The following is a 21,842-nucleotide window of genomic DNA, read 5'->3' on the forward strand; positions in this document are numbered from 1 at the left end:
CTGAGCCCGCGCCCGGACCGAGCGGCCTAGGTGCGCGGCCGGGCCCGCCCCCCGGCCTCAGCCCCGCTGCCGGCTCGGTCGGCGAACTGCCTGCGCCCACCGTTCGAGCGGCAGGCGGCGTACGGACCACCGGGCCGTGAAGGCCGACCAGCGCTCGCTCAGAGCCCACAGGACCCGGACAGACGAGCGGGGCAGCAGCAGCGCCCGCATCCGGGGCCAGAAGCCCACCGCGTCGAGCAGGCCGGCGTGGATCTGCCGCGCGTCCTTGGAGAGGCCCGTGCCGGATCGCGGGACCGGCGCGTAGAGGACCTGCTCCACCGAGCGGGCCATCCGATGCACGGCTGCCGCGGGCTCGTCCTCCAGCTTGCCGAGAGTGACGATGCGGGCCGCCGCCTTGCGCGGCGTCAGCGATTCGTCGGGGAGGATGCCGACGTCCCATGCCGAGTCGGTGACCTCCTGCCACGCCGCCAGCGTCCGGCCACGATCGTCCACTGCCGTGCGGCCGGCGACCGCTCCGGCGCTCGCCTCCAACGACACCCCGGACGAGCCGGAGCCGTCGGGGTCCGGACCTGTCGCGTCGGCGTCGCGCTGTGCCGGCCGGCTCACCGACGCGGTCAGTCTGCGGGCGCGTGTCGCGATCCGCCACAGCAGCGGCACCGCCAGCAGCAACAGCCCGACAGCCGAGCCGAGCACCACCAGCAACACCGTGCCCACGGACGACTCGTCGGCCGACGGCGGCTGGACGTCACGCGGTGCGGCCGCGCCGCACTCGCCGAGCTGCCGCTCCTGGCGGGGGCAGGCGTCCTGGGGCCGGTCGGTCTGTGCCGGGGCGGCGGAGCTGCCCTCTTCCGGCTGCGCCGGGTCGGAGGGCCCGCCGGAAGGCGTCTGCTCCTGGGTGTACTCGGGACGGCTGCCGCGGCTCGGCGTCGGCTCGAAGCGGGTCCACCCCACACCCTCGAAGTACAGTTCGGGCCAGGCGTGGGCATCGCGCAGACCGATCGACACCGTGCCGTCCGACTGCGTGGTGCCGGGCTGGAAGCCCACCGCCACCCGCGCCGGGATGTTCAGCGTGCGGGCCATGGCCGCCATCGAGAACGAGAAGTGGACGCAGAAGCCCTTCTTGTCCTTCAGGAAGCGGCTGATCGCCGTCGCGCCCGTGCCCGAGCGGACATCCGTGTTGTACTGGAAGCCACCGTTGTCCGCGAACCACTCCTCGAGCTTCTTCGCTCGCTCGTAGTCGTTCGTGGCGCCCCTGGTGACCGTGACGGCGGTTTCCCTGACATCGTCCGGGAGCACGTCGGGCACGCGGGTGTACTCCTGCAACAGCGCGGCGGGCGGTGCGGGAGCGTCTGCCAGCTGCTCCTGGGTCGGCTGCACGACGAGGCTGCCGACCGAGTACTGCACGCCGGCCGTGGTCTGCCTGCGGTCGCCGACCAGGGTCCGTCCGGCGGGCTCGAAGCGCCACCGGCCTTCGATGGCCACCGTCGTCGCCGGGTAGGGCATCGGCAGCCAGTTCTGCTTGTAGTCGCCGGCCGCGGACAGGTTGGTCTTCACCTCGGTGACCTGAACCGACGGGCTCAGACCGGCCGGCTCCGGCAGACGCTCGGGCACGTTGGTGACCTTGCGCTCCGAGGAGCGCCACGAGGTGCCGTCGAACCGGTCGAGGGCCAGGATCCGCAGATACATGTCCCGGTTGTCCGGCGCGTTGGTGCGGTAGCGAAGCACCTCGCGGTTCTGGGGCTGGTTCAGATTGTCCTGGAGCGAGACCAGGGGGTTGACGGCCGAGATGGTGCCGCCACCGCCTCCTCCCACCCCGCCGCCAGGGCCGTTGCCCACGCCGCCGAGCAGGCCGCCGTCCAAGGCCGGCAGGGCCGCCGGGACCGCGAGCGCGACGCCCAGCGCGACCACACCGATCCTGCGGCCCGCTCGGATCGGGGCCTGCGGACGCCCGTCCGTCATGTCCAATCCGCCGGTCGAACGTCGCCGGGCACTGCCGGCGCCGCCGAAGACGCGCCCCCACTGGGACAGCCGGTCTCGGCCTTCGGCGAGCAGCAGCAGCAGATAGCCGGAAGCGGCAAGCAGGAACCACAGCCAGCTGGCCCCGCCGCCGGAGAGCCCGGCGGCCACCGAGTAGAGCGCCAGGAGCGGAAGACCGGCCGGTGCGGCGCTGCGGAACGTCACGGCCAGTGCGTCGACGGCCAGACCGATGACCAGCACGCCGCCGATCACCAGCAGTCTGATGCCGTCGGTCGCGGGGGCCGGGATGGCGTACTTGCCGACGTCGTCGGTACCGGCCTGCAGCAGCTCGCCGAACCGGGCGAACGAGTCGGGCCCCGGCAGCAGGCCGAGCACCGCCTGTTCGCGTGTGAAGACGACGGTGAGCACCAGGAGCGTCACCAGCACCTGCGCCGCCACGGTCAGGGGCCGGGCCAGCGGCACCCGCCGCGCGAGCGCGCCCGCCCCGGTCTGGACCGCCAGCAGGAACGCTGCCTGAATCAGCCAGTTGGGCGGATCGACCAGGGGCAGCAGCGACGCCGCCGCCATCAGCGTGGCGGCGAAGGCGCACAGCGCAAGCCGTCCGCGACCGCTCATGACCAACCTCCCCAGGAGTTCGTACCGGCGGTCGACGTCTCGCCGGGGCGCTCCCGGGCCGCCTGCTGCCACAGGTCCGCGAGCCGCGTCCCCGGCATCACCGCCAGTGCCGTCCAGCCGGCCTCGCGCAGCTGCCGCAGCCGGTCGTCGAGCGCGCCTTTCACAGCACCGCCGGTCAGCCAGGTGCCACTGTCCATCGCGAACGCGACGGCGGAACCGCTGCGCTGCCGCATCCTGGCCGCCAGCTCGGCCTGTTCGTCGTCCAGATCGCCGAAGAAGGCGACCAGCAACCCTTCGCCGCCGCCGCGCAGCACGTCGTACGCCCGCGACAGACCGGCGCCGTCGGAGTGGTCGACGACGGCGAGCGTGTCCATCATCAGACCGGCGGACTCCGCGGACTCCTGAGAAGAGGCGAACCCCTCGGCGCCCTCACCGGGGACGGAGCTTCCCGTGTCCGTCAACAGCCGGACGGCGAAGCCGCGTTCCAGCAGATGCGTCAGAGCGGAGGCCGCGCCGGACACCGCCCACTCGAAGGCCGAGTCGGGGCCCGCGCCCTGATAGGCCAGTCGGCGGGTGTCCAGCAGCACGGTGCACCTGGCCCGCTGCGGCTGCTCCTCGCGCCGCACCATGAGCTCGCCGTAGCGCGCCGTGGAGCGCCAGTGCACCCGGCGCAGGTCGTCGCCATAGCGGTAGGCGCGCGGGATGATGTCGTCGTCGCCGGCCAGGGCGAGCGAGCGCTGGCGGCCGTCGCCGTAGCCGGAGGCCTCGCCCGCCAGCCGAACCGCGGGCAGCGACTCGGTGCGAGGTATGACCGTGAGGGTGTCGAAGGCGCTGAACGAGCGGGTGAGCTCACACATGCCGAACGGGTCGTTCAGCCGCAGCTGGAGCGGTCCGAGCGGATAGCGCCCCCGCAGATCGGAACGGACCCGGTAGGACACCTCGCGCCTGCCGCCAGCCTCGACCCGGTCCAGGACGAAGCGGGGCCGCGGACCCAGCACATAGGGCACATGGTCCTGGAGCATCAGCAGCCCGGTCGGCATCCGCGAGACGTTGTCCATCCGCAGATGCACCCGCGCCTCTGAACCGGCGGGAACCCGGCCCGGCGACAGCCGGCGGCTGGCCGCGACGCGGTAGCGGGTGCGGTACAGCACGGTCACGCAGATCAGCGGCAGCGCGGCGAGCAGCAGCCCGACACGGAGCAGGTCGCTCTGGCCCAGGACGTACGCGCACACGGCGGCTGCCACACCGGCGGCGAGGAACGAGCGACCGCGGGTGGTGAGCCCGCCGAGCGCCGCCCGCATGCCGCCGGCTTCCTTGCCATCCGGGCCCGCAGAGGCGGCGGGCCCTACGGGTGTCATCACAGCCGCCGGGCGCCGGGCTGCTGGCCGTAGAGCGGCGACTGTGCCAGCCGGCCGGAGACGTATGCGCCGTCCGAGCTGCCGGTGGTGGGAACGGCCGTGCGCTGGACGATGTCCAGGACCACCTGCTCGGCCGTGCGGCGGTTGAGCTGGGCCTGTGCCGTGGGCAGCAGCCGGTGCGCGAGGACCTGTACGGCGAGCGCCTGCACGTCGTCGGGGAGGGCGTAGTCGCGTCCGCTGAGGGCCGCGGACGCCTTCGCGGCGCGCAGCAGGTGCAGCGTCGCGCGCGGTGAGGCGCCGAGTCTGAGGTCGGGGTGGCTGCGGGTCGCGGCGACGAGGTCCACCGCGTAACGCCGGACGGACTCGGCGACATGCACCGCGCGCACCGCCTCGATCAGCTTCACGATGTCGTGGGCGTGCGCCACGGGCTGCAGGTCGTCCAGGGGGGAGACGCCGCCGTGGACGTCGAGCATCTGCAGCTCGGCGGCCGCGCTCGGGTAGCCGATGGAAACGCGCGCCATGAAGCGGTCGCGCTGCGCCTCGGGGAGCGGGTAGGTGCCCTCCATCTCCACCGGGTTCTGGGTGGCCACCACCATGAACGGGTTGGGCAGCTCATAGCTGTGCCCGTCGATGGTGACCTGGCGCTCCTCCATCGACTCCAGCAGCGCGGACTGCGTCTTGGGCGACGCGCGGTTGATCTCGTCGCCGATCACGATCTGGGCGAAGATCGCGCCGGGCTTGAACTCGAACTCGCGCCGCTGCTGGTCGAAGATCGACACCCCGGTGATGTCGGAAGGCAGCAGGTCCGGTGTGAACTGGATCCGCCGCACCGAGCAGTCGATGGATCGCGCCAGCGTCTTGGCCAGCATCGTCTTGCCGACGCCGGGGACATCCTCGATGAGCAGATGTCCCTCCGCGAGCAACACGGTCAGCGAAAGCCGTACGACCTCTGGCTTGCCCTCGATCACACCCTCCACCGACCTGCGGATCCGATCCGCGGTGGTGGTCAGATCTGTGAGGCTCGTTCGATCGTCATAGGTCGTCACCCGGCCCTCCTCGGCCCGTTCTAGGGCCGGTGCACACAAGACGGCACGGCCCACCCCGAAACACGGACACCGCTTCCGGAGAGTCCGGAAGTGGGGTCACACCCGCATTCTTGTTGGCGTTCCCGCGTTGTGTCACTCGCCTGTGGATAAGTGGATGAGATATGTCGGGGTTGGGCGGTTATTCCGGGTGTCGGGCCGCTTACGCAGCGGGGTCGATCTCCCGCAGCTTCCCTGTGGTGACGTCGAAGACGAAGCCGCGGACGTCGTCGGCGTGCAGCAGGAACGGCGAGGTGCGCACGCGCTGCATCGACTGCCGTACGTCCTGGTCGACATCGCGGAACGCCTCGACCGCCCACGCCGGCCGCTGCCCGACCTCTTCCTCCAGCTCGATGCGGAAGTCCTCGGTGATGGTCTCCAGACCGCAGCCGGTGTGGTGCACGAGTATCACGCTGCGTGTGCCGAGCGCCCGCTGGCTGATCGTGAGCGAGCGGATCACGTCGTCGGTGACGACGCCGCCGGCGTTGCGGATGGTGTGGCAGTCGCCCAGTTCCAGGCCGAGCGCGGCGTGCAGGTCGAGGCGGGCGTCCATGCAGGCGACCACGGCCACCTTGAGTACAGGGCGCGCGTCCATCCCGGGGTCCTGGAACTTTGCGGCGTAGCGCTGGTTCGCTTCGACGAGACGGTCGGTGACGGTGCCGCCGGTGCGTGTGGCGTCGGCGGCGGCGGGTGTGTGCGCAGAAGTCGACATGGAATGAAGGTAGCGGTCACCGACCGGGCGGGCGCGGTGTGAGGGCGGACAAAAGAACGTCAACGACCCTTGCAGTGATGTAACCCACAAGAATGACGCGGTGGCCCGTGCGACGCGCTGGCCGGTTGATTGACCGGCCGGACCAGTGGACTAAAGTGACGCGAAGTTCACGGACACCATCCGCGTCAGCGGTGGCCTTCCGCACAATTCCCCGCGTGCGCGGCGTACGCACGGCCCGGCCATGACCCGCCCGCGCCGGATCTGAGAGGGCGCATGAGCCAGACCCGACACGTCCCGGTGATGCTCCAGCGGTGCCTGGACATGTTGGCCCCCGCGCTGGAGGAGCCCGGGGCGGTCGTCGTCGACTGCACCCTCGGCCTCGGCGGACACAGCGAGGCCCTGCTCAAGCGGTTCCCCGAGGCGTGCCTGGTCGCGCTCGACCGGGACAAGGAGGCTCTGCGCCTCTCCGGCGAGCGGCTCGCCCCCTTCGGTGAACGCGCCACGCTGGTGCACGCCGTCTACGACGAGCTCCCGGACGTCCTCGCCCGTCTCGACATCCCCCGCGTCCAGGGCATCCTCTTCGACCTCGGCGTCTCCTCCATGCAGCTCGACGAGGCCGACCGCGGCTTCGCCTACGCCCAGGACGCCCCGCTCGACATGCGCATGGACCAGACGACGGGCCTCAGCGCCGCCGAGGTGCTCAACACGTACCCGGCGGGCGAGCTGGTGCGGATCCTGCGCGCCTACGGCGAGGAGAAGCAGGCCAAGCGGATCGTCTCCGCCATCGTGCGGGAACGGGAGAGGGAGCCCTTCACCAACAGCGCGCGGCTCGTCGAACTCATCCGCGACGCGCTGCCGCAGGCCGCCAAGCGCACCGGCGGCAACCCGGCCAAGCGCACGTTCCAGGCCCTGCGCATCGAGGTGAACGGAGAGCTGACCGTGCTCGAGCGGGCGATTCCCGCGGCGGTCGCCTCGCTCGCCGTCGGTGGACGGATCGCCGTCCTGTCGTACCACTCCCTCGAGGACCGGCTGGTCAAGCAGGTCTTCGCGGCCGGCGCCGCGATCACCGCGCCGCCCGGGCTGCCCGTCGTGCCCGAGGAGTACCAGCCGCGACTGAAGCTGCTGACCCGCGGAGCGGAGCTGCCCACCGAGGAGGAGGTCGCGCAGAACCGCCGCGCCGCACCGGCGCGTCTGAGGGGGGCACAGCGCATCCGGGAGGACGTGGCGTGACCCGAGCGGGCGAGCGGCGCCGCGCAGTCGGCGGAGAAGCGAACCGGAGGACACCTTGAGCGCAGCGGCCAAGCAGCTGAAGGGACGGGCCGCGCGGCTCACGCGGCTCATGCCGTCGGGGCCGAGTACCGCCGCCCGCACCCCCTTCGTCCTGTTGGTCGTGATCCTGCTCTCCGGAGGACTGATCACGCTTCTGATGCTGAACTCGTCCCTGAACCAGGGCTCTTTCGAGCTGAGTGAGCTGAAGAAGAAGACCACCGAACTGACTGACGAACAGCAGGCGCTGCAGCGGGACGTGGACCGTCGCTCGGCCCCGGACGCTCTCGAGCGGCGGGCCCGTGAACTCGGCATGGTGCCCGGCGGCGGCCCCGCCTTCCTCGGCCCGGACGGCAAGGTCCTCGGCGTTCCGAAGAAGGCCACCGCGCAGCCCGTGCCGCGCCCGCCGTCGCCCACCGCGCCCGCCCCGGCGACTGCGGAGCCCTCGCCGTCCGCCTCGCCCTCGACGTCCGTGCAGACTCCGCCCCCGGCCGCCCCGCCGTCCGGTGCCACCCCTGAGCAGCAGGGCGGAGCCGGGTCCGCACAGACGCAGTCGACGCAGGCACCGGTCCTCCCCGCGCCCGCGCCCGCCCAGCCCTTCCGTACGTCCCCGCAGCCGACCCCGACGACCCCCGGCAGGTGACGCAGTGCCCTCCAAGGAACCACCGCGGCGCCGGGTGCCAGGCCCCGCCCGGCGGCCTTCCGCCCAGTCCTCCGCACGTCCCGGGCAGCGCTCCGGCTCCCGTTCGCCCCGCCCGGGGCAGCGTCCGGCGCCCCGGCGCGTACGGCTGAGCAACCCGCGCCCCCGGCTGAGGCTGGTCAGCCTGGGCCTGACGCTGGTCATGCTGGCGTTCGTCGTCAGGCTGCTGCAGGTACAGGCCGTCGACGCGAGCGCGTACGCGGCCAAGGCGCAGAAGAACCGCTACCTCAGCCACAAGCTGTCCGCCGAGCGCGGCGAGATCACCGACCGGGCCGGTGTCGCGCTGGCCATCAGCGTCGACGCGCACGACATCACCGCCGACCCGAAAATGTTCACGCTCGAGGACAGCAAGTCCGCGAACGCGCCGGAACAGGCGGCGGCACTTCTCGCTCCCATCCTGGGCACGGAGCCGGCCGAACTCGCGGAGAAGCTCAAGAAGCCCGGCTCCCGCTACGCCGTGCTGGCCCGCCGCCAGACCCCGCAGGTGTGGAACCAGATCAAGGACCTCAAGGGCGTCTACGCGGAGAAGGCCGCGGCCGACAAACGCAGGGGCGGTCCCGGTGCCAATGTGCTTGCGGGCGTCTTCCAGGAGCCCAGCAGCCGGCGCGTGTACCCGAACGGCGATCTCGCCGCCGGGATACTGGGCTTCGTCAACGCCGCGAACCGGGGCGGCGGCGGCATCGAGTCGATGCTCGACGAGGCGCTGGCCGGCAAGGACGGCACCATCACCTACGCCCAGTCCGGCGGTCGGCGCGTGCCCACCGCCACCTCCAGTGAGGTCCCCGCGGTCCCGGGCTCCGACGTCGAGCTGACCATCGACCGCGACATCCAGTGGGCCGCGCAGAAGGCCATCGAGGACCAGGTCCAGAAGTCGAAGGCCGACCGCGGCTATGTCATCGTCCAGAACACCAGGACCGGCGAAGTACTCGCCATGGCCAACGCGCCCGGCTACGACCCCAACGACCTGGGCCGGGCAGGCACGTTCCCCCTGGGCAACGCCGCCCTCCAGGACGCGTACGAACCGGGCTCCACCGCCAAGGTGATGTCCATGGCCGCCGTGCTCGAGGAGAAGAAGGCGACCGCCGGGACCCATGTCGTCGTCCCCAACCGGCTGCACCGGGGCGACCGGCTCTTCAAGGACGACATCGACCACCCCACCTGGTACCTCACGCTCAACGGCGTACTCGCCAAGTCGAGCAACATCGGCACCATCCTGGCCACCGGGCAGCTCGGCAAGAACCAGCCGGAGGCCAACAAGGTGCTCCACTCCTATCTGCGCAAGTTCGGCATCGGCAACCCGACCGGTCTCGGCTACCCGGGCGAGACCCCGGGCATCCTCGCCGAACCGCAGGACTGGTCCACCTCGCAGCAGTACACGATCCCCTTCGGACAGGGCCTGTCCGTCAACGCCGTGCAGGCGGCCTCCGTGTACTCGACCATCGCCAACGGCGGCGTCCGCATCGAGCCGACGCTGGTGCGCGGCACCAAGGGCCCCGACGGGCGCTTCACACCGGCGCCCGAACCCGACAAGACCCGGGTCGTCAGCGAGAAGACCGCCAAGACCCTGGCCACCATGCTCGAATCGGTCGTCGACGACGAGGAGGGCACCGGCACCAAGGCCCGCATCCCCGGCTACCGCGTCGCCGGCAAGACCGGGACGGCCAACCGCGTCGATCCAGAACTCGGCGTCTACAAGGGCTACACCGCCTCCTTCGCCGGCTTCGCACCGGCCGACGACCCGCAGATCACCGTCTACTGCGCCATCCAGAACCCCACCAGGGGCAGCTACTTCGGCGGACAGATCTGCGGCCCCATCTATCAGCAGGTCATGCAATTCGCGCTGAAGACCCTGCAGGTCCCCCCGACCGGCAAGGGGCCCGCCCGGCTGCCCGTGACCTTCGAACCCGGCGAGTGACCGGAGGTACCACCAGTGACAACGATCACGCCCGATTCCGGGAACCGGCCCGGTGAGGGCCCCTCATTTTCGCCCGGGCCCGGTGCGCCCGGTACGCTCACCGCCGTGCCACAAGCTGATCAGACCCGAACCACCCAGCAGGACGCCCCCCACAAGCACCCGGGGGCGCCCCGTCCGGACCGGCCCCGCCCGACGCAGCTCGGGGAGCTGGCCGCCCGGCTGGGTGTGCCGAGCCCGGGCCGCGCGGAGATCACGGGCATCACCCACGACTCGCGTGCGGTACGCCCCGGCGATGTGTACGCCGCGCTGCCGGGCGCTCGTTTCCACGGCGCCGACTTCGCCGCCCAGGCCGCCGACCTCGGGGCCGCCGCGATCCTCACCGACGAAGCGGGCGCCGAACGCGCCGCCGCAACCGGCCTGCCGGTGCTCGTCACCGACAACCCGCGCGGCCGGATGGGCGGACTCGCCACGGAGATCTACGGTCACCCCGGCGACGACCTGCTCCAGATCGGCATCACCGGCACCTCCGGCAAGACCACGACCGCCTACCTCGTCGAGGGCGGCCTCAGGGCAGCAGGCCGCTCCACGGGTCTGATCGGCACGGTCGAGATGCGCATCGGCGACGAGCGCATCAAGTCGGAGCGCACCACCCCCGAAGCCACCGACCTGCAGGCGCTGTTCGCGGTCATGCGCGAACGCGGCGCCGACTCGGTCGCCATGGAGGTCTCCAGCCACGCCCTCGTGCTCGGGCGGGTCGACGGCTGCGTCTTCGACGTCGCCGTCTTCAACAACCTCAGCCCCGAGCACATGGAATTCCACTCCGACATGGAGGACTACTTCCAGGCGAAGGCGCAGCTGTTCACACCGCTGCGCAGTCGGCAGGCCGTCGTCAACTTCGACGACGAGTACGGCCGCAGGCTGGTCGAAGAGGCCACCGTCCCGGTCACCACCTTCTCCGCGGAAGGCCACCCGGACGCCGACTGGCGGGCCGAGGACGCCGAAGTCACGGCGGTCGGCTCCACCTTCACCGTGGTGGGCCCCAAGGGCGAGCGGATTCGTGCGCAGGCGCCGCTGCCCGGCCCGTTCAACGTCGCCAACACCCTCGCCGCCGTCGTCACCCTCGCAGTCGCCGGCCTCGACCCCCAGACGGCGGCGGACGGGATCGCCGCCGTGCCCGGCGTTCCGGGCCGTCTGGAGCGGATCGACGCGGGCCAGCCGTACCTCGCGGTCGTGGACTACGCGCACAAGACCGACGCCGTCGAATCGGTCCTGCGCTCGCTGCGCAAGGTCACCGAGGGCAAGGTGCACATCGTGCTCGGCTGCGGTGGCGACCGCGACAAGACCAAGCGCGGCCCGATGGGCGCCGCCGCGGCACGGCTGGCCGACACCGCCGTACTGACGTCCGACAACCCGCGCGGCGAGGACCCCCTCGCGATCCTCGCCACGATGCTGGCGGGCGCCGCCGAAGTGCCCATCCACGAGCGGGGCGACGTGATGGTCCACGAGGACCGGGCCGCCGCCATCGCCGCCGCCGTCGCCCGCGCCGAGCCGGGCGACACCGTGCTCGTCGCCGGCAAGGGCCATGAGCAGGGCCAGGACATCGCCGGAGTGGTGCGCCCGTTCGACGACCGCCAAGTCCTCCGCGAAGCCATCGAGGCGCACCGAGACGCGGCGTCGAAACGCGCCACCGAAAACGAGAACAGTCAGGGATGACCAAGTGATCGCCCTCTCCCTCGCCGAGATCGCAGACATCGTCGGCGGGCAGTCGCACGACATACCGGATCCGGCCGCACCCGTCACCGGATCCGTCGTCATCGACTCCCGGGCCGTCGAGCCCGGCAGCCTCTTCGCCGCCTTCCAGGGTGAGAACGTCGACGGACACGACTACGCCGAGCGCGCGGTGTCGGCCGGCGCGGTGGCCGTACTGGCCGTTCGCCCCCTCGGCGTACCGGCGATCGTCGTCGACGACGTCCAGGCCGCCCTCGGCCGCCTCGCACGGGCCGTGGTGGAGCGCCTCGGCACCAAGGTCGTCGCGCTGACCGGCTCGGCCGGGAAGACCAGCACCAAGGACCTGATCGCACAGGTGCTTCAGCACAAGGCGCCCACCGTCTGGACGCCCGGCTCCCTCAACAACGAGATCGGCCTTCCCCTCACCGCCCTGCGCGCCACCGAGGACACCGAGCACCTCGTGCTCGAAATGGGAGCGCGCGGAATCGGCCACATCCGGTACCTGACCGAACTGACCCCGCCCCGGATCGGCCTCGTACTGAACGTCGGCACCGCCCACATCGGGGAGTTCGGCGGCCGCGAGCAGATCGCCGAGGCAAAGGGCGAGATGGTCGAGTCGCTGCCCGAGGACGGCGTCGCCGTACTCAACGCCGACGACCCGCTGGTGCGCGCCATGACATCCCGGACGAAAGCACGGGTGCTGCTGTTCGGCGAGGCCGCCGACGCCGCCGTACGCGCGGAGAATGTCCGGCTCACCGACCAAGGACAGCCCACCTTCACGCTCCACACACCCACCGGGTGCAGTGACGTGACCATGCGGCTGTACGGTGAGCACCACGTGTCGAACGCGCTCGCCGCGGCCGCCGTCGCCCATGAGCTGGACATGTCCGTCGACGAGATCGCCCTCGCGCTCTCCGAAGCGGGCACCCTCTCCCGCTGGCGCATGGAGGTCACCGAGCGTCCGGACGGCGTGACGGTCGTCAACGACGCCTACAACGCGAACCCCGAGTCCATGCGCGCCGCGCTGCGCGCACTGGCCGCCATGGGCGAGGCCGCACGGGCAAGGGGAGGACGTACGTGGGCGGTGCTCGGCAAGATGGCCGAGCTCGGAGACGAAGCGCTCGCCGAGCACGACGCGGTCGGACGGCTCGCCGTCCGGCTCAATGTCGGCAAGCTCGTCGCGGTCGGGGGCAGGGAAGCGTCCTGGTTGCAACTGGGCGCATACAACGAGGGTTCGTGGGGTGAGGAGTCGGTGCACGTGTCCGACGCGCAGGCGGCGGTCGACCTGTTGCGCAGAGAGTTGCGCCCGGGAGACGTCGTGCTGGTGAAGGCTTCCAGGTCGGTCGGTCTGGAGCGGATCGCTCAGGCTCTGCTCGAGGGTCTCGAGGGTGAGGGTGCCGTCCGATGAGGCAGATCCTCTTCGCGGGAGCCATCGGTCTGTTCCTGACCCTGATCGGTACCCCGCTGCTGATCAAGCTCCTGGCCCGCAAGGGCTACGGGCAGTTCATCCGTGACGACGGCCCGCGCGGCCACGCCGGGAAGAAGGGCACGCCCACCATGGGCGGCATCTCCTTCATCCTGGCCACGCTGATCGCCTACGCGCTCGCCAAGGTGATCACCGGCGAGGACCCGACCTTCTCGGGTGTGCTGGTGCTCTTCCTGATGGCGGGCATGGGGCTCGTCGGCTTCCTCGACGACTACATCAAGATCGTCAAGCAGCGGTCGCTCGGCCTGCGCGCCAAGGCGAAGATGGCCGGCCAGCTGATCGTCGGCATCGCGTTCGCCGTGCTGTCCCTGCAGTTCGCCGACCAGCGCGGCAACACCCCGGCCTCCACCAAGCTCTCGTTCATCACGGACTTCGGCTGGTCGATCGGCCCGGTGCTCTTCGTGGTCTGGGCGCTGTTCATGATCCTCGCGATGTCGAACGGTGTGAACCTGACGGACGGTCTGGACGGCCTCGCCACCGGCGCGTCGGTGATGGTCTTCGGCGCGTACACCTTCATCGGCCTGTGGCAGTTCCAGGAGTCCTGCGCCAACGCGGTGACCCTGACCAATCCCAGCGCCTGCTTCGAGGTGCGCGATCCGCTCGACCTCGCGGTCGTCGCCTCGGCCCTCATGGGCTCCTGCTTCGGCTTCCTGTGGTGGAACACCTCACCCGCCAAGATCTTCATGGGGGACACCGGCTCGCTCGCACTCGGCGGCGCACTCGCGGGCCTCGCAATCTGCTCCCGTACGGAGTTCCTGCTCGCCCTGCTCGGCGGACTGTTCGTCCTCATCACCATGTCCGTCGTGATCCAGGTCGGTTCGTTCAAGATGACGGGCAAGCGGGTCTTCCGGATGGCGCCGCTGCAGCACCACTTCGAACTCAAGGGGTGGTCCGAAGTCCTTGTCGTGGTCCGGTTCTGGATCATCCAGGGCATGTGCGTGATCGTGGGCCTCGGCCTCTTCTACGCGGGATGGGCAGCAGACAAGTGAGCGACTGGCAGGGTACGAACGTCACCGTCGCCGGCCTCGGCGTGAGCGGCGTCAGCGCCGCCCGCGCCCTGGCCGGGCTCGGCGCCCGGGTCACCGTCGTCGACGGCGGCGACAGTGACACGCACCGCACGCGCGCGGCCGAACTGTCCGAACTGGGCATCGCCGTTCGCCTCGGTGACGCGGAGACCCTGCCGGAGGGCACCGACCTGATCGTCACCTCGCCCGGCTGGAAGCCGTCCAGCCCGCTCTTCGAAGCGGCGGCGAAGGCGGGCGTCGATGTCGTCGGCGACGTCGAGATCGCCTGGCGGCTGCGCGGCCCGGACGCCGCGCCCTGGCTCGCGGTCACGGGCACCAACGGCAAGACGACGACGACGCGGATGCTCGCCTCGATCCTGACGGCGGCGGGCCTGCGCACGGCGGCGATCGGCAACATCGGTACGCCCATCGTCGATGTCGTCCTCGGCGGCGAGCCGTACGACGTGCTCGCCGTTGAACTCTCCAGCTACCAACTGCACTGGGCGCCCTCGCTGCGCGCCCACTCCGCCGTGGTGCTCAACCTCGCCCCCGACCACCTCGACTGGCACGGCTCCATGGAGGCGTACGCCGCCGACAAGGGCCGTGTCTACGAGGGCAACACGGTCGCCTGCGTCTACAACGTCGCCGATCCCGCGACCGAGGAACTGGTCCGCGCGGCGGACGTGGAGGAGGGCTGCCGGGCGATCGGCTTCACGCTGGGCACCCCAGGCCCCTCTCAACTCGGCGTCGTGGACGGGATCCTGGTGGACCGCGCGTTCGTCGAGAACCGGCAGAAGCAGGCGCAGGAACTGGCGGAGGTCTCCGACGTCAACCCGCCGGCGCCGCACAACATCGCCAACGCCCTTGCCGCCGCCGCCCTCGCCCGCGCCTTCGGCGTCGCGCCGGCCGCGGTACGCGACGGCCTGCGTGCCTTCCGGCCCGACGCGCACCGCATCGAGCACGTGGAGGACGTGGCGGGCGTCGCGTACATCGACGACTCCAAGGCCACCAACACCCATGCCGCGGAAGCCTCTCTGGCCGCCTACGACCCGATCGTGTGGATCGCAGGGGGACTTGCCAAGGGAGCGACCTTCGACGAACTGGTCACCAAGTCGGCGAAGCGACTTCGCGGTGTCGTCCTCATCGGGGCCGACCGCGCCCTGATCCGCGAAGCCCTCGCGCGACACGCGCCCGAGGTCCCGGTCGTCGACCTCGACCGGACCGACACTGGGGCGATGTCCGCCGCGGTACGGGAGGCGGCCTCGCTCGCCCGGCCGGGAGACACGGTGCTGCTGGCCCCGGCCTGCGCCTCGATGGACATGTTCACCGACTACAACAAGCGGGGCGAGGCATTCGCGGAAGCGGTCCGCGCCCTCGCCGCCGAGCACGCCTGACAGCCGCCAGGTCCGGCTGCCGCCGGGCACGACTGGAGGGGACAGCGACCATGCCGGCCACCGACCAGCCCTTGGGCCCCGCCCGGTCCGCCGACCCGCCCGGGCCGCCCACGCAGGGTGCCCCCGGGGGCACGGCAGACGGCTCCCTGGCCACGCAGGGTGCCCCCGGGGGCACGGCAGACGGCTCCCCGGCCACGCAAGGCGTCCCCAGGGGCACAGCAGGCGGCGCCTGGGTCGCCGGCGGCGTGCCTCGGCCGACCCGGGGACGTGTGCCGGACCGGACGGCCGCCAAGGGCGCCCTGAACGCCATGCGGACCGCGCGGGCCTGGGCGGCCGGGCTCGTGCCCGCCGCTCCGGTGCCCGCGCTCGCCGGCGGAGCCGGCCTCGCGCTCCGCAGCCGGAGCGGCGGGGCCGTACGGCGCTCGCCGGGGGTGCGGGGCGGTGCGGCCCGCTCCGGCGGCCCAGGAGGCCCCCGTGGGCCCCGGCGGCTCTACGAGCAGGCGCGCAGGGCCTGGGACCGCCCCCTCACCGCGTACTACCTGATCCTCGGCAGCAGCCTCCTGATCACCGTTCTCGGCCTGGTCATGGTCTACTCCGCGTCGATGATCCAGGCGCTGGAGTACTCGCTGCCCGCCTCGTACTTCTTCCAGAAGCAGTTCGTCGCGGCGGCCATCGGCACGTGCCTGCTCCTGATCGCGTCCCGTATGCCGGTCAAACTGCACCGGGCCCTGTCGTATCCGCTCCTGGTGGTCACGGTCTTCCTGATGGTCCTCGTACAGGTCCCGGGGATAGGGCACGCGGTCAACGGCAACCAGAACTGGATCTACCTCGGTGGTCCCTTCCAGCTCCAGCCCAGCGAGTTCGGCAAGCTGGCGCTCATCCTGTGGGGCGCGGATCTGCTCGCCCGCAAGCAGGATCGGCGGCTGCTGACCCAGTGGAAGCACCTTCTGGTGCCGCTCGTACCCATCGCTTTCCTCCTCCTCGGCCTGATCATGCTCGGCGGCGACATGGGCACGGCGATCATCCTCACCGCGATCCTGTTCGGGCTGCTGTGGCTGGCCGGAGCGCCCACGCGGCTCTTCGCGGGGGTGCTCGGCATCGCCGGCTTCGTGGGTCTGCTGCTCATCAGGACCAACGAGAACCGGATGTCCCGGCTGTCCTGCATCGGCGCCATCGACCTCGGTCCGGAAGGCGAGTGCTGGCAGGCTGTGCACGGCATCTATGCTCTTGCCTCTGGCGGATGGTTCGGTTCCGGCCTCGGAGCAAGTGTGGAAAAATGGGGCCAACTACCCGAACCGCACACCGACTTCATCTTCGCCATCGCCGGGGAGGAACTGGGCCTGGCGGGGACGCTGTCGGTGCTCGCTCTGTTCGCGGCTCTAGGCTATGCGGGTATCCGCGTCGCCGGACGCACGGAGGACCCCTTCGTGAGGTACGCGGCGGGAGGCGTCACCACGTGGATCACGGCCCAGGCCATGGTCAACATCGGTGCGGTGCTCGGTCTGCTGCCGATCGCCGGCGTCCCGCTGCCGCTGTTCTCCTACGGGGGGTCCGCGCTGCTGCCGACGATGTTCGCCGTCGGGCTGCTGATCGCCTTCGCGCGAGAGGATCCGTCGGCGAAGGCGGCCCTGGCCGTGCGGAGGCCCGGGGTGAGATGGAAGACGATGAGACGGCGCGTCAAGAAGCGTCCGTCCGGAGAGCGGTGAATTTCGGTGCATGTCGTACTCGCCGGTGGGGGGACCGCCGGCCACATCGAGCCCGCGCTCGCCCTCGCGGACGCCCTGCGCAGGCAGGACCCATCCGTGGGCATCACGGCCCTCGGCACGGAGCGGGGGCTGGAGACCAGGCTCGTGCCCGAGCGGGGCTACGAGCTGGCCCTCATCCCCGCCGTACCGCTGCCACGTAAGCCGACCCCCGAGCTGATCACGGTCCCCGGGCGGCTCCGGGGCACCATCAAGGCCGCCGAGCAGATCCTGGAGCGCACCAAGGCCGACTGCGTCGTCGGCTTCGGTGGTTATGTCGCGCTGCCCGGCTACCTTGCCGCCAAGCGCCTCGGTGTGCCGATCGTCGTCCACGAGGCCAACGCCCGCCCCGGTCTGGCCAACAAGATCGGCTCGCGGTACGCCGCGGGTGTCGCCGTCGCCACACCGGACAGCAAGCTGCGCAACTCCCGGTACATCGGCATCCCGCTGCGCCACACCATCGCGACGCTCGACCGGGCGCGGGTCCGCCCTGAGGCGCGCGCGGCCTTCGGTCTCGACCCCAACCTGCCGACGCTGCTGGTCTCCGGTGGCTCGCAGGGCGCCCGCCGCCTCAACGAGGTGATCCAGCAGATCGCCCCCGTGCTCCAGCGCTCCGGCATCCAGATCCTGCACGCGGTCGGACCGAAGAACGAGCTGCCACGCGTGGACAACATGCCCGGTATGCCGCCCTATGTGCCGGTACCGTACGTGGACCGGATGGATCTCGCGTACGCGGCGGCCGACATGATGCTCTGCCGCGCGGGCGCGATGACCGTCGCCGAACTCTCCGCCGTAGGACTGCCCGCCGCTTACGTACCGTTGCCGATCGGTAACGGTGAGCAGCGGCTCAATGCCCAGCCGGTGGTGAAGGCCGGCGGCGGGGTCCTGGTCGACGACGCGGAACTGACCCCCGAGTGGGTCCAGGGCAACGTTCTTCCGGTGCTCGCCGATCCCCACCGGTTGTACGAGATGTCGCGTGCGGCCGCCGAGTTCGGCCGCAGGGATGCCGACGAACTGCTCGTCGGCATGGTGTACGAGGCGATTGCGGCACGCCGCCAGGCGTGAGAAGGCAGGGAGCGTGGCCGGACCGACCACCGCGGAACGTGGTGCGCTGGGGCCCCAGGGCGGCCCCGGCGGACCCGAAGGCAAGGTCCGCCCGCCCCGCAAAGGCGCTCCGGTCGAGCGGTTCCCGCGGCCCGGCCCTCGCTCCCTGTTGATCGCATTCGGCGCGCTGATCGCCGTCGCCGGAGCGATCTGGCTGCTCTACGGTTCCGCGTGGCTGCGGGCCGAACACGTGGAGACCACCGGCACCGAGGTGCTCACGCCGCGCGAGGTCGAGGCCGTGGCGGCCGTGCCCATCGGGGCGCCGCTCATCTCGGTCGACACCGACGCCATCGAGGCCAGGCTGCGGCAGGAACTTCCGCGCATCGACGCGGTGGAGGTCGAGCGGTCCTGGCCGCACGGGATCGAACTGGTCGTGACGGAGCGAAAGCCGGTCCTGCTGCTGGAAAAGGGCGCAAAGTTCGTCGAAGTGGACGCGCGGAGCGTCCGGTTCGCCACCGTCGCCACGGCACCGAAGGGTGTTCCTCTGCTGCGGTTGAAAGTTGACGGTTCGGCGAGCCTCAACCGATTCGGCGCCGACCGGCTGGTCGCGGAAGCCGTCCGCGTCAGGAGCGAACTCCCCGCAAAGGTCGCAGCCGACCTAAGGAGCATGAAAGTAGTCTCATATGACTACATTTCCCTGGAGTTGAGCGGCGATCGCAGCGTCGTGTGGGGCAGTCCGGAGGCGGGCGAGGCGAAGGCTCGTGCGCTCACGGCGCTCATGAAAGCAGCTCCCAAAGCCGGGCACTTCGACGTAAGCGCGCCCAGCGCCCCTGCCGTGTCGAGGAGTTGACGTGCATCTGTGCTGGCCAGCACCCTGGTTGGTCATTGCTGTGCGTGATCACATAGGGTGAAAAGAAAAACGGGAGGTTCGGCGTGTTCGTTGAACGGGCGCCACTTGTCGACTTAGTGTCCTGTTCGGAAGAGTCCAGGGAACGGACACACTGGTAACCCTAAACTTCAGAGTTAGGGTTCGGGTCGGCAGCCGGGCTGGTCGGGCCGTCCCAATTCGACATCAGTCGTCGCAGCGCGGCCCCGCGAAGCGACGACACGTAACTCGAGGCGAGAGGCCTTCGACGTGGCAGCACCGCAGAACTACCTCGCAGTCATCAAGGTCATCGGTGTCGGCGGCGGTGGTGTCAATGCCATCAACCGAATGATCGAGGTCGGTCTCAAGGGCGTCGAGTTCATCGCTATCAACACGGACGCGCAGGCGCTGTTGATGAGCGACGCCGACGTCAAGCTCGACGTCGGCCGTGAACTCACCCGTGGCCTCGGTGCCGGAGCGAATCCGGCAGTCGGTCGCAAGGCGGCAGAGGACCACCGCGAGGAGATCGAGGAGGTCCTCAAGGGGGCCGACATGGTCTTCGTCACCGCCGGCGAAGGCGGCGGCACCGGCACCGGCGGCGCACCCGTCGTCGCCAACATCGCCCGCTCGCTGGGCGCCCTCACGATCGGCGTGGTCACCCGCCCGTTCACCTTCGAGGGCCGGCGCCGCGCGAACCAGGCGGAGGACGGCATCGCCGAGCTCCGCGAAGAGGTCGACACCCTCATCGTCATCCCCAACGACCGCCTGCTGTCCATCTCCGACCGTCAGGTCAGTGTGCTGGACGCGTTCAAGTCCGCGGACCAGGTGCTGCTGTCGGGTGTCCAGGGCATCACCGACCTCATCACGACACCGGGTCTGATCAACCTCGACTTCGCCGACGTCAAGTCCGTGATGTCGGAGGCCGGCTCGGCCCTCATGGGCATCGGCTCCGCGCGCGGCGACGACCGAGCGGTGGCCGCGGCGGAGATGGCGATCTCCTCGCCGCTGCTCGAGGCGTCGATCGACGGCGCGCGCGGTGTGCTGCTCTCCATCTCCGGCGGCTCGGACCTCGGTCTCTTCGAGATCAACGAGGCCGCCCAGCTGGTGAGCGAAGCCGCCCACCCCGAGGCGAACATCATCTTCGGCGCGGTCATCGACGACGCGCTCGGCGACGAGGTGCGGGTCACCGTCATCGCGGCCGGCTTTGACGGCGGCCAGCCGCCGACCCGCCGGGAGAACGTGATCGGTTCCGCCTCGAACAAGCGTGAGGAGCAGTCCTCGGCTCCGGCGCGGAGCACCGACGGCTCCCGTTCCACCGGCGGGCTCGGCACCGTGCCCGTCCGCGAGGAGCCCGCGTCCTCCGAGCCGGCTCCGATCGCCAGTGATCTCGGGTCGTCGTCCGGGCCGGCCCAGGTTCCGCCGGCCCGCCCCTACCCGGACAGCCAGGCCGAAGAGCTGGATGTCCCGGACTTCTTGAAGTGACAGTGCAGCACGACGCGATACACGAGAGCGGCGCGCACTTCGCCTTCACCGACAGGTGGGGCGGGGTGAGCGCCGTTCCGTACGAGGAGCTGAACCTCGGCGGCGCCGTCGGCGACGACCGCGATGCCGTACTGGCCAACCGGTCGATCGCCGCCAAGTCCCTGGGTCTGGACCCGGGGGCGGTGGTCTGGATGAACCAGGTCCACGGCCGGGATGTGGCCGTGGTCGGCGGCCCGTGGGGGGGTTCGCCCGGCGCGTCCGTCGACGGTGTGGTCACCGCACGGCGCGGTCTGGCTCTCGCCGTGCTCACCGCCGACTGCACCCCCGTCCTGCTCGCCGATCCCCTCGCTGGGGTGGTGGGCGCGGCGCACGCCGGCCGTCCGGGCATGATCGCCGGCATCGTGCCTGCCACGGTCGAGGCGATGAAGGGACTCGGCGCGCAGCCGGAACGCATCATCGCCCGTACGGGACCTGCCGTTTGCGGTCGCTGTTATGAAGTTCCCGAGCAGATGCGGTCCGAAGTGGCAGCGGTCGAGCCGGCAGCCTGGTCGGAGACGAGCTGGGGCACCCCCGCCGTCGACGTCACGGCCGGGGTGCATGCCCAGCTCGAAGCACTCGGGGTGCGCGACCGGCGGCAGTCACCAATCTGCACACTCGAATCGCGCGACCACTACTCGTACCGCCGCGACCGCACGACCGGGCGGCTCGCCGGATACGTCTGGCTGGAGGACCGGGAAACCCCATGACCGACCGCAGAACCGAACTCGCCGCGAATCTCGCGGCGGTGGAGGAACGTATCTCCTCCGCGTGCGCGGCCGCGGGCCGAGGGCGTGAAGAGGTGACCCTCATTGTGGTCACCAAGACCTATCCGGCGAGCGATGTGCGCCTCCTCCATGAACTCGGTGTGCGTCATGTAGCGGAGAACCGTGATCAGGACGCCGCCCCCAAGGCCGCGGCATGCGCGGATCTGAACCTCCACTGGCATTTCGTCGGCCAGTTGCAGACCAATAAGGTCCGTTCTGTCGCGAGTTATGCCGATGTGGTGCAGTCGGTCGACCGGCTCAAGCTCGTTTCCGCCCTCTCCACCGCCGCGGTACGCGCCGAGCGGGAACTGGGCTGCCTGATCCAGGTCGCCCTGGACGCCGAGTCCGGCCGGCAGGGCGACCGGGGCGGCGTCGCGCCGGACGGGATCGAGGAGTTGGCGGCGGCCGTCGCCGGCTCACCAGGACTGCGGCTCGACGGTCTGATGACCGTCGCGCCGCTCGCCGGACCGTACGCGGGACGGCAACAGGCGGCGTTCGAGCGGCTGATGGAATTCGCATCAAGCCTGCGCGCGGCTCATCCGGCTGCGAACATGGTGTCAGCAGGGATGAGTGCGGACCTCGAGCAGGCCGTGGCGGCCGGAGCGACACATGTGCGCGTCGGTACGGCGGTACTCGGAGTCCGACCCCGGCTCGGGTAACGTCGCGAAG

Annotated in this window: 17 protein-coding genes; 13 read left to right on the forward strand and 4 right to left on the reverse strand. The window is 70.9% G+C overall.

Going from position 1 to position 21,842, the window contains the following annotated elements; genetic code table 11:
* Window positions 1-57: 57 nt before the first annotated feature.
* The 4 genes from ACIQ7Q_RS18690 to ACIQ7Q_RS18705 all read right to left on the reverse strand — a co-directional run bounded on the left by ACIQ7Q_RS18690 (window position 58) and on the right by ACIQ7Q_RS18705 (window position 5,744).
* Entirely contained in the window at window positions 58-2,592 is a 2,535-nt protein-coding gene (locus tag ACIQ7Q_RS18690) for a transglutaminaseTgpA domain-containing protein (protein WP_403862738.1), read from the reverse strand.
* Window positions 2,589-3,950 carry a DUF58 domain-containing protein gene (locus ACIQ7Q_RS18695; RefSeq protein ID WP_403862741.1) on the reverse strand — a complete coding sequence of 454 codons (1,362 nt, stop codon included), beginning with the start codon at window positions 3,948-3,950 and terminating at the stop codon, window positions 2,589-2,591. Before ACIQ7Q_RS18695 ends, ACIQ7Q_RS18690 begins: the two co-directional genes overlap by 4 nt.
* On the reverse strand, window positions 3,950-4,996 hold the full coding sequence (locus ACIQ7Q_RS18700) for an AAA family ATPase (RefSeq protein ID WP_403862744.1): 1,047 nt from the start codon (window positions 4,994-4,996) through the stop codon (window positions 3,950-3,952). Before ACIQ7Q_RS18700 ends, ACIQ7Q_RS18695 begins: the two co-directional genes overlap by 1 nt.
* Window positions 4,997-5,195: 199 nt before the next feature.
* Window positions 5,196-5,744: a beta-class carbonic anhydrase gene (locus tag ACIQ7Q_RS18705; RefSeq protein ID WP_403862747.1), complete on the reverse strand. Its 549-nt coding sequence runs from the start codon at window positions 5,742-5,744 to the stop codon at window positions 5,196-5,198.
* Window positions 5,745-6,017: 273 nt separating this feature from the next.
* Between ACIQ7Q_RS18705 and rsmH the strand changes: the two genes are divergently transcribed.
* From rsmH to ACIQ7Q_RS18770, 13 genes are all read left to right on the forward strand, one after another.
* Window positions 6,018-6,974: a 16S rRNA (cytosine(1402)-N(4))-methyltransferase RsmH gene (rsmH, locus tag ACIQ7Q_RS18710; protein WP_403862750.1), complete on the forward strand. Its 957-nt coding sequence runs from the start codon at window positions 6,018-6,020 to the stop codon at window positions 6,972-6,974.
* A gap of 55 nt (window positions 6,975-7,029) precedes the next feature.
* The gene (locus tag ACIQ7Q_RS18715; RefSeq protein ID WP_403862753.1) at window positions 7,030-7,653 is read left to right on the forward strand and encodes a septum formation initiator family protein; all 624 of its coding nucleotides are present in this window, start codon (window positions 7,030-7,032) and stop codon (window positions 7,651-7,653) included.
* A 4-nt stretch (window positions 7,654-7,657) separates the two neighbouring features.
* On the forward strand, window positions 7,658-9,625 hold the full coding sequence (locus ACIQ7Q_RS18720) for a peptidoglycan D,D-transpeptidase FtsI family protein (protein WP_403862756.1): 1,968 nt from the start codon (window positions 7,658-7,660) through the stop codon (window positions 9,623-9,625).
* Between the two features lie 15 nt (window positions 9,626-9,640).
* A complete protein-coding gene (locus ACIQ7Q_RS18725) occupies window positions 9,641-11,338 on the forward strand; it encodes a UDP-N-acetylmuramoyl-L-alanyl-D-glutamate--2,6-diaminopimelate ligase (protein WP_403862759.1) in 1,698 nt (565 codons plus the stop codon).
* A gap of 4 nt (window positions 11,339-11,342) precedes the next feature.
* On the forward strand, window positions 11,343-12,761 hold the full coding sequence (murF, locus tag ACIQ7Q_RS18730; RefSeq protein ID WP_403862762.1) for a UDP-N-acetylmuramoyl-tripeptide--D-alanyl-D-alanine ligase: 1,419 nt from the start codon (window positions 11,343-11,345) through the stop codon (window positions 12,759-12,761).
* On the forward strand, window positions 12,758-13,828 hold the full coding sequence (mraY, locus tag ACIQ7Q_RS18735; protein WP_005318698.1) for a phospho-N-acetylmuramoyl-pentapeptide-transferase: 1,071 nt from the start codon (window positions 12,758-12,760) through the stop codon (window positions 13,826-13,828). Before murF ends, mraY begins: the two co-directional genes overlap by 4 nt.
* The gene (murD, locus tag ACIQ7Q_RS18740; protein WP_403862766.1) at window positions 13,810-15,237 is read left to right on the forward strand and encodes a UDP-N-acetylmuramoyl-L-alanine--D-glutamate ligase; all 1,428 of its coding nucleotides are present in this window, start codon (window positions 13,810-13,812) and stop codon (window positions 15,235-15,237) included. The genes mraY and murD overlap by 19 nt, the downstream gene beginning before the upstream one ends.
* Window positions 15,238-15,545: 308 nt before the next feature.
* The gene (gene ftsW, locus ACIQ7Q_RS18745) at window positions 15,546-16,943 is read left to right on the forward strand and encodes a putative lipid II flippase FtsW (RefSeq protein ID WP_403863580.1); all 1,398 of its coding nucleotides are present in this window, start codon (window positions 15,546-15,548) and stop codon (window positions 16,941-16,943) included.
* A 6-nt stretch (window positions 16,944-16,949) separates the two neighbouring features.
* Window positions 16,950-18,044, forward strand: coding sequence for an undecaprenyldiphospho-muramoylpentapeptide beta-N-acetylglucosaminyltransferase (murG, locus tag ACIQ7Q_RS18750; protein ID WP_403862769.1), 1,095 nt, complete (start codon window positions 16,950-16,952; stop codon window positions 18,042-18,044).
* A gap of 13 nt (window positions 18,045-18,057) precedes the next feature.
* A complete protein-coding gene (locus ACIQ7Q_RS18755; RefSeq protein WP_403862772.1) occupies window positions 18,058-18,873 on the forward strand; it encodes a cell division protein FtsQ/DivIB in 816 nt (271 codons plus the stop codon).
* A gap of 285 nt (window positions 18,874-19,158) precedes the next feature.
* Window positions 19,159-20,370, forward strand: coding sequence for a cell division protein FtsZ (ftsZ, locus tag ACIQ7Q_RS18760; protein ID WP_403862775.1), 1,212 nt, complete (start codon window positions 19,159-19,161; stop codon window positions 20,368-20,370).
* Window positions 20,367-21,116: a peptidoglycan editing factor PgeF gene (gene pgeF, locus ACIQ7Q_RS18765; RefSeq protein WP_403862778.1), complete on the forward strand. Its 750-nt coding sequence runs from the start codon at window positions 20,367-20,369 to the stop codon at window positions 21,114-21,116. The genes ftsZ and pgeF overlap by 4 nt, the downstream gene beginning before the upstream one ends.
* On the forward strand, window positions 21,113-21,832 hold the full coding sequence (locus ACIQ7Q_RS18770; RefSeq protein ID WP_403862781.1) for a YggS family pyridoxal phosphate-dependent enzyme: 720 nt from the start codon (window positions 21,113-21,115) through the stop codon (window positions 21,830-21,832). The genes pgeF and ACIQ7Q_RS18770 overlap by 4 nt, the downstream gene beginning before the upstream one ends.
* Window positions 21,833-21,842: the final 10 nt, after the last annotated feature.

Source organism: Streptomyces sp. NPDC096176 (assembly GCF_044763255.1).
GTDB lineage: Bacteria > Actinomycetota > Actinomycetes > Streptomycetales > Streptomycetaceae > Streptomyces.

Bases quoted from the DNA above. Each gene is read 5' to 3' on its own strand.
- ACIQ7Q_RS18690 (WP_403862738.1), bottom strand. From the start codon at position 2,592: ATGAGCGGTCGCGGACGGCTTGCGCTGTGCGCCTTCGCCGCCACGCTG.
- ACIQ7Q_RS18695 (WP_403862741.1), bottom strand. From the start codon at position 3,950: ATGACACCCGTAGGGCCCGCCGCCTCTGCGGGCCCGGATGGCAAGGAA.
- ACIQ7Q_RS18705 (WP_403862747.1), bottom strand. From the start codon at position 5,744: ATGTCGACTTCTGCGCACACACCCGCCGCCGCCGACGCCACACGCACC.
- rsmH (WP_403862750.1), top strand. From the start codon at position 6,018: ATGAGCCAGACCCGACACGTCCCGGTGATGCTCCAGCGGTGCCTGGAC.
- mraY (WP_005318698.1), top strand. From the start codon at position 12,758: ATGAGGCAGATCCTCTTCGCGGGAGCCATCGGTCTGTTCCTGACCCTG.
- murD (WP_403862766.1), top strand. From the start codon at position 13,810: ATGGGCAGCAGACAAGTGAGCGACTGGCAGGGTACGAACGTCACCGTC.
- ftsW (WP_403863580.1), top strand. From the start codon at position 15,546: ATGCGGACCGCGCGGGCCTGGGCGGCCGGGCTCGTGCCCGCCGCTCCG.
- ACIQ7Q_RS18770 (WP_403862781.1), top strand. From the start codon at position 21,113: ATGACCGACCGCAGAACCGAACTCGCCGCGAATCTCGCGGCGGTGGAG.